Annotated in this window: 14 protein-coding genes; 7 read left to right on the top strand and 7 right to left on the bottom strand. The window is 62.2% G+C overall.

Features of this window, described 5'->3' with window-relative positions:
- Positions 1-6 precede the first annotated feature (6 nt).
- Together Q0C17_RS14675 and Q0C17_RS14670 are read right to left on the bottom strand one after the other, a co-directional pair.
- Positions 7-546, bottom strand: coding sequence for a histidine phosphatase family protein (locus Q0C17_RS14675; protein WP_291207867.1), 540 nt, complete (start codon positions 544-546; stop codon positions 7-9).
- Positions 543-1337 carry a Coq4 family protein gene (locus Q0C17_RS14670; protein ID WP_291207865.1) on the bottom strand — a complete coding sequence of 265 codons (795 nt, stop codon included), beginning with the start codon at positions 1335-1337 and terminating at the stop codon, positions 543-545. The genes Q0C17_RS14675 and Q0C17_RS14670 overlap by 4 nt, the downstream gene beginning before the upstream one ends.
- A gap of 240 nt (positions 1338-1577) precedes the next feature.
- On the opposite strand from Q0C17_RS14670, the gene Q0C17_RS14665 reads away from it, so the two are divergent.
- The 3 genes from Q0C17_RS14665 to Q0C17_RS14655 all read left to right on the top strand — a co-directional run bounded on the left by Q0C17_RS14665 (position 1578) and on the right by Q0C17_RS14655 (position 4394).
- On the top strand, positions 1578-1916 hold the full coding sequence (locus tag Q0C17_RS14665) for a P-II family nitrogen regulator (protein WP_291044186.1): 339 nt from the start codon (positions 1578-1580) through the stop codon (positions 1914-1916).
- A gap of 68 nt (positions 1917-1984) precedes the next feature.
- Positions 1985-3388, top strand: coding sequence for a type I glutamate--ammonia ligase (gene glnA / locus Q0C17_RS14660; protein WP_291207863.1), 1404 nt, complete (start codon positions 1985-1987; stop codon positions 3386-3388).
- Positions 3389-3476: 88 nt separating this feature from the next.
- Positions 3477-4394 carry a metallophosphoesterase gene (locus Q0C17_RS14655; RefSeq protein ID WP_291207861.1) on the top strand — a complete coding sequence of 306 codons (918 nt, stop codon included), beginning with the start codon at positions 3477-3479 and terminating at the stop codon, positions 4392-4394.
- A gap of 54 nt (positions 4395-4448) precedes the next feature.
- Here the strand turns inward: Q0C17_RS14655 and clpX are convergent, their stop codons facing one another.
- The 4 genes from clpX to Q0C17_RS14635 all read right to left on the bottom strand — a co-directional run bounded on the left by clpX (position 4449) and on the right by Q0C17_RS14635 (position 8575).
- Positions 4449-5711: an ATP-dependent Clp protease ATP-binding subunit ClpX gene (clpX, locus tag Q0C17_RS14650; RefSeq protein ID WP_291207859.1), complete on the bottom strand. Its 1263-nt coding sequence runs from the start codon at positions 5709-5711 to the stop codon at positions 4449-4451.
- Positions 5712-5838: 127 nt separating this feature from the next.
- A complete protein-coding gene (locus Q0C17_RS14645) occupies positions 5839-6462 on the bottom strand; it encodes an ATP-dependent Clp protease proteolytic subunit (RefSeq protein WP_291207857.1) in 624 nt (207 codons plus the stop codon).
- A gap of 124 nt (positions 6463-6586) precedes the next feature.
- Positions 6587-7480 (bottom strand): alpha/beta fold hydrolase, encoded by an 894-nt coding sequence (locus Q0C17_RS14640; protein ID WP_291207855.1) that lies wholly within the window; start codon positions 7478-7480, stop codon positions 6587-6589.
- A gap of 6 nt (positions 7481-7486) precedes the next feature.
- On the bottom strand, positions 7487-8575 hold the full coding sequence (locus Q0C17_RS14635; protein WP_291207853.1) for an alpha/beta fold hydrolase: 1089 nt from the start codon (positions 8573-8575) through the stop codon (positions 7487-7489).
- A gap of 205 nt (positions 8576-8780) precedes the next feature.
- Here Q0C17_RS14635 and Q0C17_RS14630 point away from each other — a divergent pair, with 205 nt between their 5' ends.
- The 4 genes from Q0C17_RS14630 to Q0C17_RS14615 all read left to right on the top strand — a co-directional run bounded on the left by Q0C17_RS14630 (position 8781) and on the right by Q0C17_RS14615 (position 13003).
- Positions 8781-10520, top strand: coding sequence for a M28 family metallopeptidase (locus Q0C17_RS14630; protein ID WP_291207851.1), 1740 nt, complete (start codon positions 8781-8783; stop codon positions 10518-10520).
- Positions 10521-10541: 21 nt separating this feature from the next.
- Positions 10542-11330, top strand: a complete 789-nt coding sequence (rlmJ, locus tag Q0C17_RS14625) for a 23S rRNA (adenine(2030)-N(6))-methyltransferase RlmJ (RefSeq protein WP_291207849.1) — start codon at positions 10542-10544, stop codon at positions 11328-11330.
- Positions 11331-11414: 84 nt separating this feature from the next.
- Positions 11415-11648, top strand: a complete 234-nt coding sequence (locus Q0C17_RS14620) for a hypothetical protein (protein ID WP_291207847.1) — start codon at positions 11415-11417, stop codon at positions 11646-11648.
- A gap of 92 nt (positions 11649-11740) precedes the next feature.
- On the top strand, positions 11741-13003 hold the full coding sequence (locus Q0C17_RS14615) for a glycosyltransferase family 4 protein (RefSeq protein WP_291207845.1): 1263 nt from the start codon (positions 11741-11743) through the stop codon (positions 13001-13003).
- Between the two features lie 55 nt (positions 13004-13058).
- On the opposite strand, the gene Q0C17_RS14610 is transcribed toward Q0C17_RS14615, so the two are convergent.
- On the bottom strand, positions 13059-14213 hold the full coding sequence (locus Q0C17_RS14610) for an acyl-CoA dehydrogenase family protein (protein WP_291207843.1): 1155 nt from the start codon (positions 14211-14213) through the stop codon (positions 13059-13061).
- Positions 14214-14219: the final 6 nt, after the last annotated feature.

Raw genomic sequence — 14219 nt, 5'->3', positions numbered from 1 at the left:
CGCGGCTCATAGCACGCGAGTCGCGGCTTCGCTTCCATATTCTGCCACGCGAAGAGCCCCTGCACGGCGTTCCAGACGGGTGACGGAACAATGGCCGGGACGAAATACCGTGACGCGGTCATCCCCTTCGATCAGACCGCACAACGCATTGATCGCCACGAAGTGAGAGAAAACGACGGTGCCTTCCGGCAACGCTTCGACGAAGTCGCCAACGCGCCGGCGCCAGGCGACATAAGGCGCGCCGGCATCAGTCCATGTTCCGGCCATCACTTTCTGGAGCCAGGCGACCCGGTCGTCGATGCCTTCCGGCTTCACGATCTCGCTGACTTCCGGCGCGATAGCCGGCGACATAGACAGGCGCTGGGATGTGGGCGCGGAGGTTTCGCGGCAGCGCTGCATCGGGCTGGAGATGAGGCCCCTCACCGGAAGCGCCTCCAGAATTGAGGAGACGGCTTCAGCCTGCTTGTGGCCAAGCGCGCTGAGGCCAGGATCGAGATGATCGCCCCAGCCTGCGGCTGCTTCGCCGTGCCGGATAAGCCAGATCACGCGGCGACCGGCTCGCCGGCCAATGCCTGCGGCTGCAGGGTAGGCTTGATGCCATGCTGGCCGAGCAGCTTCAGCGTTTCCTTATAGATCAGGGGCCTGCGGATGCCGAGGCGGGCACGGGCAACTTCAAGCGGTTCATGCATGAGAGCGATGATATCCTGCTGAATGATCTTTTCGGCGAGGGCGCCATTGCGCTTGCCTTCCCAGAAGCAGTCCATGATTCGCGCGTTCTTGGGTGCATGTTTTGCAATCGTGCGGCAGCCAACAAACGAAATGAAGATCACGCCGAGGCCGGGCTGCTGGCTAAAGGTGAAGGCAAGCAGCGAGGCTTCGCCCAACGCGTCCCGGCCATAACCGCTGAGCACGTGGAACAGGTCATGCGTGTCGCGCAGGCGGTTTCCGTACCATTTGTAGTCGTCGTCGAACTCGCGGGCGGCGGAGCGGAACTTCTCGCTTTCGTCAACCAACCCCTGCGCGGTCAGCCCTTCGCGTTCCATGAACTCGATATAGGCGCGGCCGACCGTACCTTCCGGCAAGGCGCGGATCCATGCGTGGTCGTCCAGCAGCGGCGGAAGGTAGGGCTTCTCGGCCAGCAGCTTGCGACCGGCCTCGGTTTCGATGAAGGCCTTGAAGTTGCGTTCGAACGACTTGCCGTTCAGCGCCTCGATAATGTGGAAGACCTGCTCTGTGTCTTCCTTGTCCTGAATCAGCTTCTGCATGTGGCGCCACGCCTTGAGCGGGCGGAAGGCCGCCGGGCGGCGGTCAGGGTGGACGTAGATCTCTGCAGGCATCAGTCAGGGCTCCGGAGGGGCCTTTCCTGTAGCATGTGCGAGGAAAGGTGAAAAGTGACGCAGGCGTCATTAATTGGGAATTCCGCCGGGAAATGGATGCCTATTTATTAGGCAATGGCGCCCGATTATTTACCATGCGGCCATCCCGGGGCACGAGTCCCGCGCCTTCCTATCGCGTCCTCTCCCAACACCCCATACGCACGATTGAAATCTTAACCCGGCGGCTGGGGAGAACCACGCATGAAAAAGATCGAAGCAATCATCAAACCGTTCAAGCTCGATGACGTGAAGGAAGCCCTTCAGGAAATCGGCCTGCAAGGCATGACCGTCATCGAAGCCAAGGGCTTCGGGCGCCAGCGCGGTCATACGGAACTCTACCGCGGCGCCGAATATGTCGTCGACTTCCTGCCCAAGCTTAAGATCGAAGTCGTGCTCGCCGACAGCGCCGTTGAGGGTGCCGTTGAGGCAATCAAGAAAGCTGCCCACACCGACAAGATCGGGGATGGCAAGATCTTCGTGTCCGATGTTATCGACGCTGTGCGGATTCGCACCGGTGAAACGGGCGACGCAGCGCTCTAGGAATTAAATGCGCGGTTTCGCGCCCCTCATATCAGACAGCACAAACAGCTCACCAGAAGGCAAAACCAATGGCTGATCAGCTCTACAAAAAAATGAAGGATGAAGACATCCAGTATGTCGACCTTCGCTTCACCGATCCGCGCGGAAAGATGCAGCACGTCACCTTCCACAAGAACATGGTCGGCGAAGACTTCTTCACCGAAGGCCAAATGTTCGATGGTTCGTCGGTTGCTGGCTGGAAAGCCATCAACGAGTCCGACATGCTTCTCATGCCGGATCAGGCCACCGCCATCATCGATCCGTTCTTCCAGCAGACGACGCTCGCCGTGATCTGCGACGTGCTCGACCCGATCACCGGCCAGGCCTACAATCGTGACCCGCGCACGACCGCCAAGAAGGCCGAAGCCTACGTTAAGGCTTCCGGCATTGGCGACACTGTGTTCTTCGGCCCAGAAGCCGAGTTCTTCGTATTCGATGACGTGCGCTGGTCGATCGAGCCGCACAACACCGGCTACAGCTACGACTCCTCCGAGCTGCCGATCAACACGAGCAAGGAATACCCGATGGGCAACATGGGCCACCGCCCTGGCCCGAAGGGAGGCTACTTCCCCGTTCCGCCGATCGACTCCGAGCAGGACATGCGCGGCGAAATGCTCTCCATCATGGGCGAAATCGGCCTCGACCCGGAAAAGCACCACCACGAAGTGGCACCTGCCCAGCACGAGCTTGGCCTCAAGTTCTCGACGCTGACCGTGATGGCTGACCGGATGCAGCTCTACAAGTACGTCATCCACAACGTGGCGGCGTCCTATGGCAAATCGGCCACCTTCATGCCGAAGCCGATGTACAAGGACAACGGCTCGGGCATGCACGTCCACCAGTCGATCTGGCAGGGCGGCAAGCCGCTGTTCGCCGGCAACAAGTATGCCGACCTGAGCGACATGTGCCTCTACTACATCGGCGGCATCATCAAGCACGCCAAGGCCCTGAACGCGATTACCAACCCGTCGACGAACAGCTACAAGCGCCTTGTCCCGGGTTACGAAGCACCGGTCATGCTGGCCTACTCCTCCCGCAATCGTTCGGCCTCGATCCGCATTCCGTTCGGCTCTAACCCGAAGGCGAAACGCATCGAAGCCCGGTTCCCGGATCCGATGGCGAACCCCTATCTCGCCTTCGCCGCTCTACTGATGGCCGGTCTCGACGGCATCGAGAACAAGATCCATCCGGGCGATGCCATGGACAAGGACCTGTATGACTTGCCGCCGGCCGAAGCTGCGAAAATCCCGCAAGTCTGCGGCTCTCTGCGTGAAGCGCTCGGCGCCCTTGATGCAGACCGCGCCTTCCTCAAGAAGGGCGGCGTGTTCGACGACGACCAGATCGACTCCTACATAGATCTCAAGATGGAAGAGAACATGCGGTTCGAACTTCATCCGCACCCGGTCGAATTCGACATGTATTACAAGATGTAGGTTTCCCGGCCTTTGCGCCAGAAACCATGGGCCGGCATCTTCGGGTGCCGGCCTTTTCTTTGCCATGAAAGGTCCTCAGGAAGACGCCATGATGAAGCTGGTCATCTTCTGGGGAAGCTGGGCCTGGTTCCCGCTGGCGGCCGTGTGCATCTGGGGGATCTTCCGGGGCAAGCCGGCGGTGAAAATGCTCGCCGGGCTGATGCTCGCGGTAACGGCGGTGCCGGCCTATGCGCGCTTCGTTGAGCCGCGCCTGCTGGTTACGCATGAGGAAACAATCCTGCTGCCGGGCGCGACCGAGGCCTCTCCGTCCATCCGCATTGCATTGTTCGGCGATCCGCATATCGGCATGTTCGGCCATTCGATGGCGATCGAGCGGATCGTTAAGCGGATCAATGCCGAAGGGGTCGACGCGGTCTTTCTTGCGGGCGACCTGACCTATCATCCGGACCCTGAAGACATTCCCGAGGACTTCGCCGCGCTGGCAGACCTCAGAGCGCCGCTTTTTGCCGTGTTGGGCAACCATGATGTCGGCTTTCCCGGCAATGACCTCAGCGATGCCATCCTAACCGCGCTCGGTGAGGCAGACGCCGCGGTCATGCACAACCGGGCGGTCGAGGTGCAGATCGGCGGCCAGGCAATTGTTGTCACCGGCGCCTCCGACCTCTGGCAGCGCCGACAGGACTTCAGCTTCACCGCCGCCCTGCCCCCGGACCAGCCAATCATCCTGCTCACGCACAATCCCGATACCGCGCTGGTCGTGCCGGATGGGTTTGCCTATGACCTGATGCTCGCCGGGCACACGCATGGCGGCCAGGTTCGCATTCCGGGAATTTATCGCAGCTTCCTGCCGGTCAACGGCCCGTTCGACAAGGAACTCCACCGCCTGCAGACACCAGCCGGCGAGCGCCTCGTCTATGTGACCACCGGCACCGGCATGGTCGGCGTGCCGATGCGGTTCCTGATGCCACCACGAGTAGACATCCTCACGATCCATCTGCCGCAATGAAAAAAGCCCCGGCGCGAGGGCCGGGGCTCTTTTTTTGTCCGAACCCGGAGGAGGTCAACCCGCTTCGGTCTGGGTCTTGTTAGCGTGCACGTAAAGCGGCTCGGCATTGCCTTCAACCACTTCGGCATTGATCACAACTTCTTCGACGCCGCGCAGGTTCGGCAGTTCGAACATCGTGTCCAGCAGGATGCCTTCCATGATGGAGCGCAAGCCGCGCGCCCCCGTCTTGCGGCCAATCGCCTTGCGCGAGACCGCAACCAGCGCTTCCGGTGTGAACGTGAGGGCCACGTTCTCCATGTCGAACAGCTTCTGGTATTGCTTGAGCAGGGCGTTCTTCGGCTGGGTAAGGATCTGGATGAGTGCTTTCTCGTCCAGGTCTTCCAGTGTCGCGATAACCGGCAGTCGGCCGATAAATTCCGGGATCAGGCCGAACTTCTGCAGGTCTTCGGGCTCGGTGCCGCGAAGGGTTTCGCCGACCCCTTTGTCACTGGCGTTCTTGATGGTCGCACCGAAGCCGATCGAGGCATTGTCACCGCGCGCAGCAATAATCTTCTCGAGGCCGGCAAACGCGCCGCCGCAGATGAACAGGATGTTCGTCGTGTCGACCTGCAGGAATTCCTGCTGAGGATGTTTCCGGCCGCCCTGCGGCGGAACCGCCGCGACGGTACCTTCCATGATCTTCAGCAGCGCCTGCTGGACGCCCTCGCCAGACACGTCACGCGTGATTGAGGGATTGTCCGACTTGCGCGAAATCTTGTCGATCTCGTCGATGTAGACAATGCCGCGCTGGGCGCGCTCGACGTTGTAATCGGCCGCCTGCAGCAGTTTCAGCACGATGTTTTCAACATCCTCGCCGACATAGCCGGCTTCCGTAAGCGTCGTGGCATCTGCCATCGTGAAGGGCACGTCGAGGATGCGCGCCAGCGTCTGGGCCAGCAGCGTCTTGCCGCAACCCGTGGGGCCTACGAGCAGGATGTTCGATTTGGACAGCTCCACCCCATCCGCCTTGCCAGCGTGGGAGAGGCGTTTGTAATGGTTGTGGACCGCGACCGAGAGGATGCGCTTGGCGTGGCGCTGGCCAATAACGTAATCATCGAGCACATCGCAGATCTCCTGCGGCGTCGGAACACCTTCGCGGGACTTGATCGCCGAGGTTTTGTTTTCCTCGCGGATGATGTCCATGCAGAGTTCGACGCACTCGTCGCAGATAAACACGGTCGGTCCAGCGATGAGCTTTTTCACCTCATGCTGGCTCTTTCCGCAGAAAGAGCAGTAGAGCGTGTTCTTGGAGTCGCCGGAGCCGTTTTGCTTCGTCATAACTTCCTCAATGCCTCGAAACGCTTAACGCAGGCTTTAAAGCCCGCCTGGATACGTTCCGGTGGTCCTAAGTCTATAGTTGTTCGCTAAGCCTGCAAGGGGCGGGCCGCACGTTGAAAAATTGCGGTTATTTCTCGTCTTCCGCAGACCGGCGCTCGTAAACCTTGTCCACGATGCCAAATTCCATGGCCTGCTCGGCCGTCTGGAACGTGTCCCGGTCAAGTGTTCGCTCAATGACTTCATAGGGCTGACCAGTATGGCGCACGTAAATATTGTTAAGCCGCCGCTTCAATTCGATAATCTCTTCGGCATGGCGCTCGATATCTGTGGCAACACCCGAATACCCGCCCGAGGGCTGGTGCAACATGACGCGGGCGTTCGGCAGCGCGATGCGCATCCCTTTTTCCCCTGCGGCAAGCAGGAGCGAGCCCATAGAGGCGGCCTGGCCGATGCAGACCGTGGAGATCGGGCAGCGGACGTATTGCATGGTGTCGTAGATCGCCAGGCCCGAGGAGACGTATCCGCCGGGGCTGTTGATATACATGGCGATTTCGCGCTTCGGGTTTTCGGATTCGAGGAACAAGAGCTGCGATGTTGTAAGCGCCGCGACGCCATCATCGATCGGGCCGGTGACGAAGATGATGCGCTCCTTGAGAAGGCGCGAGAAGATATCAAAGGCCCGCTCGCCCCGGCTCGTCTGCTCGACGACCATCGGGACGAGGTTGAGGGCGGTCTCATGGATAGTGGACATCAAGGGAGCCTTTGAAAAAACTGGCTGAATCGCTTGGGATCAGGTGTGGCAGATGCCCCTATATTTGTCCACGCAAGCAGCGCCACAAGAGGGCTACAGCTGTGGAAAGACACCCACCAGTAGCTTAACGGAACGGCCATTCCCCTTCACCGCTTGGCAGGGCGCACCCCGGATCGCGGATAAAGGCCAGGTAGTCGGCTATCACGCGGTCCCGCTGCAGGTCACTCAGCAACACATGGTAACCTTCAGGGTAGTAGACTGTGCGCACGTGTTTCGGCAGGAATGGCGCCGTCCGTTTTGGACCTATTGGCGGCACCACCTCATCGCGTCCCCCATAAGAGACCAGGACCGGGACGCTTTCCGGCAACCGCGCCGCCTGCTCGTGGGCAAGCTCCATCAGAGACACGGCGCCAGCCAGCTGGTCGATCCGGTTCTCCTTTGAGTGCCAGGGGTCTGCTGACTGCAAGTCGAGAAAGGCGTCGTTGTCAGACAGCCTCGGCTTGGCAAACTTCGGGGGGCGCACGATCTGCGCCGGTGCCAGCTTTACCGAGGCGCGCAGCGCGGCGGCCATGAAAGGGTTGAGCGCGCCCCAGCCGCGCAGGCCCGGGCCGGACAGGATCAACCGGTCCGCCTCCGGCGGGCGGTCGGACGCAAAGGTCGTGATCGCAACGGCGGCACCCATTGAGATGGCCACCACCGTTACCTCGGCGCCCGGATGCCGAGCGCGGGCAAGTGACACAACCGTGCGAAGGTCTTCCTGCATCAGAGCATCACCCGCCCAATGGCCGCGACTGACGGAGCGCCCGAAGCCGCGCTGGTCGTAGGCATAAACGGGCACTCCCGCCTTCGACCATTCCGGCGCCGCGAGGCGGAACTCACCTGCGTAATTGTTCATCCCGTGGATGCCGACGATGACGTGTTGCGCGTCGACCGGCTCCGCTGAGGGCCAGACCGTCAGCCCGAGGCGCGCACCGTCATGCGCAGTGAGGAAGCCTTCGCTGTCGAGAAACTCAGGCATCAGGCCTCAACGGCACGCCCCGATGGCGGCAGGCGCCGGGTCGGCCGCTTTACACAGCTGCAGGAACGGCCAGGGACTCTCCCCGCTCGGCAGGGCCGCATCAGGGTCCTTCATGAAGGCAAGATAGTCTGCGTGGACCTTCTCGGCCTGCAAGTCGCGTTCAAGCATGTGATAGCCATTCTTGTAGTAGACCGTACGGACATTGGCCGGCAGCAGCTTGCTCGTCCGCTCCACCCCGTTCTTCGGGATCACGATGTCCTTGGCTCCATAGGAGACGAGCACCGGCAGCGTTTTTGGCAGGCGCGCCGCCGCCCAGTGGGCGTTCTCCATAAGGTTCACGAGGCCGTAGACCTGATCGATACGGTTCTCGTAGGTCATGTGCGGGTCAGACCAGGTCCGGCGCAGCATAGCGTTGTTGTCGGACGGCTCGATCTTGATCAGGCCCGCTGGCGGCACGACGATCCAGCCAGGGTTCATGTGTGCCGAGGCGAGCAGGCTCACCCGGTAGAGCGGGTTGATCGCGCCCCAGCCGCGCAGGCCGGGACCGGAGAGGATCAGCCGGTCGGCCTTCGGTGGGTCATCCGAGCCGAATGCGGTCATCGCGACAGACGCGCCCATCGAGATGCCGACAACCGTGATCACGGCGGCCGGATGGCGCTCGCGCGCAACATCGACGGCTGTGCGCAGGTCCCTGCGCAGCAGTTCCTCCTCTGGCCAGAATCCCTTGTTGGGTGAACGACCAAAGCCGCGCTGGTCATAGGCGTAAGTCGTCACCCCGCGGGCGGCCCAGTAAGGCGCTGCCATGTGGAAAGCCCCGGCATAGTCGCTCATGCCATGGACGCCGACGACGACATACTGCGGATTGTCCGTCCCGGCCGCCGGCCAGACTGTCAGCCCAAGCCGTAAGCCATCTGAGGCCACGAACACTTTCTCGTCCGGCAGGAACTTCGCCTCGATGGGTACTGCCGATTCGAGGCCGCCGAGTGTGACCGGATGCGCGCAGGCAGGCAGAGCCATCGCCGAGAGCCCCGTAAACAGGGCCGCGGCGCCGATCCGCGCCCGAGTTGCCCACCCCTGGAATGCCGTGATCTTCATGGTGGCTACCTTTTTGAGCCGAACCGGCTCCATGTTGCAGGACTATAGAAATTGCACCTGAACGCCCAGTGACAAGTCCGGAAACACAGGCGCTGGTCCTTAAAAGGCCCCCGCCTATGCTTGATGCTCCCGCCCGGTCATGCCAGACCCGGCCCATCTGAAATTCCGGCCGCACCCCGGCCAGCATCTTGCAGGATACCCTGACGTGATCAAACACCTCGCTTTCCTCAGCGCCTTTGCAGCCTTCTCGCTGACCGCCTGCGCGCCCGACGCTGCCGTAGCGCCCACTGAAACGGCACCTCCGGGCGAAGAACTGCTCCTGCCCCTACCTGAGGCCACGGCCCCCGAGATTACGGCCGCCGACCTCGCCGTGCGCATCAAGACACTCGCCGACGACACCTTCGAAGGGCGCGGGCCCGGCACACCGGCCGGTGAAGCTTCAGCGGCATGGGTTGCCGCTGAAATGGCCCGCATCGGCCTGCAGCCTGGCGGCGATAACGCCACCTTCTTCCAGGAAGTGAAGATGGTGAACCAGACAGTCGATCCGGCTAGCTCCGAACTCATCGTCACCTGGCCGGACGGCGAAGACCTCTCCCTCGGCTTCAAGTCGCAGGCCGTCTACTGGACCAAGCGTCAGAACGCGGACCGCGTGGCCTTCGAACCCGGCGAGGTCGTCTTCGTCGGCTACGGCGTCGTCGCGCCGGAGTTCGGCTGGAACGACTATGCCGGTCAGGACTATGCCGGCAAGACCGTCGTTATCCTTGTCAATGATCCCGGCTACGCCACCGGTGACGAGAGTCTCTTCAAGGGGAATGCGATGACCTATTACGGCCGCTGGACCTACAAGTTCGAGGAAGCCGCCCGCCAAGGCGCCGCTGCCGCGCTGATCGTCCACGAGACTGACGCGGCCTCTTATGGCTGGGATGTCGTGACCGGCTCCTGGTCGGGCGCCCAGTCTGATCTGGTCCGCACCGATGGCGGCGCCAGCCGCGCTGTCCTCGAAGGCTGGATCACACTCGAGACAGCCCAGCAAATGTTCGCCAAGGCGGGGCTCGACTTCGCCGCCCAGAAAGCTGCCGCAAACGCCCGCGGATTCACACCGGTGCCAATGGCCGGCCTGAAGGTGCGCGGCGCCGTCAGCCAGACAATCGAGCCGCTGTCCAGCCGCAACGTAGTCGGCGTCCTGCCGGGCACCACCACGCCAGACGAGTATGTTCTGTACACGGCACACTGGGATCACCTCGGCATAAAGACCGGCGAGAAAACCGGCGCAGAGGGCGAAGACTTCTACGAGGACGACATCTTCAACGGTGCCGTCGATAACGCGACGGGCACCGCCGCCCTTCTCGAGATTGCCGAAGCCATGAAGGCCCAGACGCTACAACGCTCTGCGCTCTTCGTGGCAGTTACGCTGGAAGAGTCAGGCCTGCTCGGTTCCGCTTACTATGCCGAGCAGCCCACCGTGCCGCTAAACAAGATCGTTGCCGGAATCAATATGGACGGCGCGTTGCCCATCGGCCGAACGAAGGACATGGTCGTCGTCGGCTATGGCGCATCGCAGCTGGAAGACCGCTTGAAAGACGTCCTCGCCGCACAGAGCCGCGTGATCAAGCCCGATCCGACACCGCAGGCTGGCTACTTCTACCGTTCGGATCACATTTCCTTCGCCAAGAAGGGCGTTCCGATGCTCTACGCCGATGGCGGGGAGGACAAGCTGGAAGGCGGCATCGCTGCTGGCAAGGCAGCCGCTGCGGCCTACACTGCCGAGCGCTATCACAAGCCAATGGATGAATACTCTGACGACTGGGACCTCTCCGGCTTCCAGGAAGACATCCAGGCCCTCTACGAGGTCGGCCTCGGCATCGCTAATTCGGCCGACTGGCCGACCTGGTATGAAGGCAACGAGTTCGAGGCAGCCCGAAAGGAAAGCCTAGGCGTCCAGTAACGGCAGAGGTCCGGCCCAGCGATGCTGTCGTACCAGCACGGATTCCATGCGGGCAACCGCGCCGACGTTCTGAAGCACGCGGTGCTGGACCTTGTCCTGCAGGCCGCGGCCAAGGGGCCGCGCCCCGTGTTCTACGTGGAAACTCATTCCGGGCGCGGACGATATGACCTGACAGGCCCGCAGGCCCGTAAGGGTGGCGAAGCCGACACCGGCATCCTAGCGCTGTTAAAAGGCAAGCCCCCCGCCGGCTTCGGCCCGTGGCTGGATCTCGTCCGCGAACGGACAGAAAAGGACTATCCAGGCTCCCCGGCGCTTGCCCTCGCCCGCCTGCCCGCGAACGCCCGCGCTATCCTGTTCGAACGCCACCCTGCCGAGTTCAAGGCGCTGACTGAAAATCTCGGCGCTGACCCGCGGGTCCTGCTCCGCGAGGCCGACGGCTATGCCGGCGCGCTCAAACTCGCCCCGCGCGGGCACGAGCAGCTCTTGATCCTCTCCGATCCCAGCTACGAAACCCGGCGCGACATTGAAGCCCTTGCCCTCTGGACACCGAAGGCCCTGAAGCGCTGGCCAACCGGCATCGTCCTACTCTGGCTGCCGCTTTACCGGGACGGGCGCGAGGCGGAGTTCGGGGAACTCCTTGCGGAAATGGGCGCTAACCTTATCGCCGGCGCCCGCTGGCCGGTAAAACCCGGCGACTCCAGTTCCCTCGAAGGAACCGCCATGGTCGGCTTCCGCATCCCGGATCCGGTCGCCCGGACGTGCGAGACGATGGCCCGCGATCTCGAAGCGATGTGGGCCAAAGGCGTCTGATCTATTCCGGCAACGGATGCGTCCGCAGCCGCAGTCATGCAGGCTGCGTATTTACTTTAAAGGGAATTTGTTTATTTTTCTAACATGGATTGTATTCGGCTCATCCGTTCCGAACACGCGCGCCTCGAAAGGCGCTCCCTTGCGCCTGCCTTCCACCTGGCCGTGATCGAAGAAGCGCTGCACTACATCAACATCCGGATCAGCGGCAGTGACGCTCCGCTGAAGCCCGAAGACCGGCAGGAACTCCGCGCCGTCTGCACAGAAGCGCTCGACGCACTGGCCGACCTGCGGGGCGCCAGACGAAACTTCCCCGAATAGTAGAATTCCGGCGCGCCGGATTGTCTTTGAGCCTTGCCCTCTTGGCCACGGACTTGCATTGCCGGGCGTTCCGCTATCCCGCAAGTTGGACCATGACCGATTCCCCTGCCCCGACCGAGACGCCGCGCCCGGTGATGGACATCCTCGTCCAGCGCCAGCTCGACAACATGGCCACCGGCAATTCCGCCTATCTGGAAACTTTCCTGCGCATGGTGAAGCGCGCAGGGCTCGATATCCGGATCGTATTTGCGCCCTGGCAGTCCTTCGGCAACCGCCCCTGGGCGAGCGTGCATCCGCGCCTCGCCGACCTGACCAAGACGATCATCTGGCCGGGCGCCATCAAGATCGGCAGCCGCTACTGGTCACTCTCACCGCGCATCTGGACGCGATTTGCGCTGCGCGTCGGGAAAGAAGCCGCGCGCCGCCTCGGCACCAGGATCGTCATCCCCAGCTATCTCGGCCGCGAGATCAGTCCTCAGGAAGCCGGCATCGTCGCGCGCGTCTGCGACGCCAACCCGGCCGCTATCACGCTTGCCGAATACAGCTCCATGGGGCCGGCGCTCAAGAAGCTGAAGGCAAAGACGATCCAAGCCTGCCTGATGCATGACCTCCTGTCGGACCGCGCCGAGCGCTTCCGCGAAGGCGGTCAGGTGATCGACTTTGACGAGACGAGCCTCGAGACCGAGATCGGTTGGCTGTCGAACTGCGACCTGATCTTCTTCATCTCTGCCAATGAACTCGCCAAGGTGCAGCGCCACCTGCCAAAGGCACATACGGCTTGGGTGCCGCCGGACGCGCCGGATTATCAGACCACAGAGAATACAGGCGAGCCCCGCGTCGTCTTCATCGGCACGGTGCATGGGGGCAATACTGAAGCACTGAACCATTTTCTCGATGAGGTGTGGCCGAAGGTACGCGCCAAGGCGCCCACCCTCGATTTCTGGATCGCGGGCTCCATCGGCAAGACGCTGACGCTGGCACGCGCCGGCCTGCCCGGCGTCAAGGTGCTCGGCCGGGTCGACTCGCTCGAATCCATCGGCGGCGCCGAGGCCATCGGCATAGCGCCAACGAGGTTTGCCACCGGCACCAGCATAAAGGTCGCCGAGTATCTACTACTCGGCATGCCGTGCGTCGCCTATCCGCTGGCGCTGGAAGGCTTCGGTCATGCCCTAGACGATCTCGTCGTCGTCGCCTCCAGTCCCGATGCGCTGGTCGCAGAAATCGTGAGCCTTGCTTCCGATACCACTCGCCGCGCAGCGCTGTCTGCCGCTGCCCGTACGCACGCCCGCAGCCGCCTCTCGCACGACAACGCCATCGCCGCGATCCACCGGATGCTGGCAGACGCGAAAGCATAAAAAAAAGCGGGGCTGGATCGCTCCAGCCCCGCTCCCGATTTGTATCGCCTGAGCCTTATTCGGCCGCGACGGCCACATCCACGGCGGAAAGGTCTGTGTACCGCTTCAGGTGGTGGTCAACATTGCCGAACTCGGAATCGATGATCGTCAGGCGCTTGAAGTAGTGGCCGATGGCCAGTTCGTCCGTCATGCCCATGCCGCCATGGATCTGGATGGCGTTCTGACCTACGAAACGGCCGGCTTGGCCGATGCGGACCTTAGCAGCCGAAGCGGCCTTCTTGCGGGTCACATCGTCCTCGTCCAGTTTAAGGGTCGCCATGTAGGTCATCGACACCGACTGCTCGGCCTCCATGAACATGTCGACCATCTTGTGCTGCAGCACCTGGAATTTACCGATCGGCGTGCCGAACTGTTTGCGCTGGCGCGAGTATTCGACGGTCATGTTCTGGGCTACTTTCATCGCGCCGCAGGCCTCGGCGCAGAGGGCGGCGATGGCTTCATCGGTCACGCGCTCGATCAGCGGCAGACCATTGCCAGCATCGCCAATCACTGCATCTGCGCCGACCGACACGTTGTCGAAATGCACTTCCGAAGCGCGGCGCCCATCCACTGTTGGGTAGTCGCGCGTTGTGACGCCCTTGGCATCTTTCGCGACGATGAACACGCCGATGCCCTTGGTGTCCCGGCGGCCTCCAGCCGTCCGTGCCGTGACGATCAGGTGGCTTGCCCATGGCGCGCCGACGACCACAGCCTTATGACCGGAAATCTTCCAGCCGGCGCCGTCTTTTTTTGCCGTCGTCTCGAGGTCGGCGAGGTTGTAACGGCCTTTTGGTTCGGCATAGGCAAAGGCGAACACGCGCTCACCGGCGATTAGCGGGGCGAGGTGTTCAGCCTTCTGGGCGTCGGAGCCACGCTTCAGAAAACCGCCGCCGAGGACGACTGTCTGAAGGAACGGCTCGACCACGAGGCCCTTACCGAACTCTTCCATCACGACCATCGCGTCGATCGGGCCGCCGCCGAGCCCGCCGTCTTCTTCGCTGAACGGTGCGGCCAGCAGGCCGAGTTCGGCGAACTGGGCCCACATCTTCGGGCGCCAGCCCTCTTTTGAGGCGACGACTTTGCGACGGGTATCGAAGTCGTATTGTTCGCGGATCAGCCGTGCGAGGCTGTCCCGGATCATCGTCTGTTCTTCAGTGAAGTTGAAATCCATAAGTAA

The sequence above is a fragment of the Hyphomonas sp. genome (assembly GCF_022844445.1).
In the GTDB taxonomy this organism is placed as follows: domain Bacteria; phylum Pseudomonadota; class Alphaproteobacteria; order Caulobacterales; family Hyphomonadaceae; genus Hyphomonas.
This window is presented reverse-complemented; position numbering and strand designations above follow the sequence as displayed.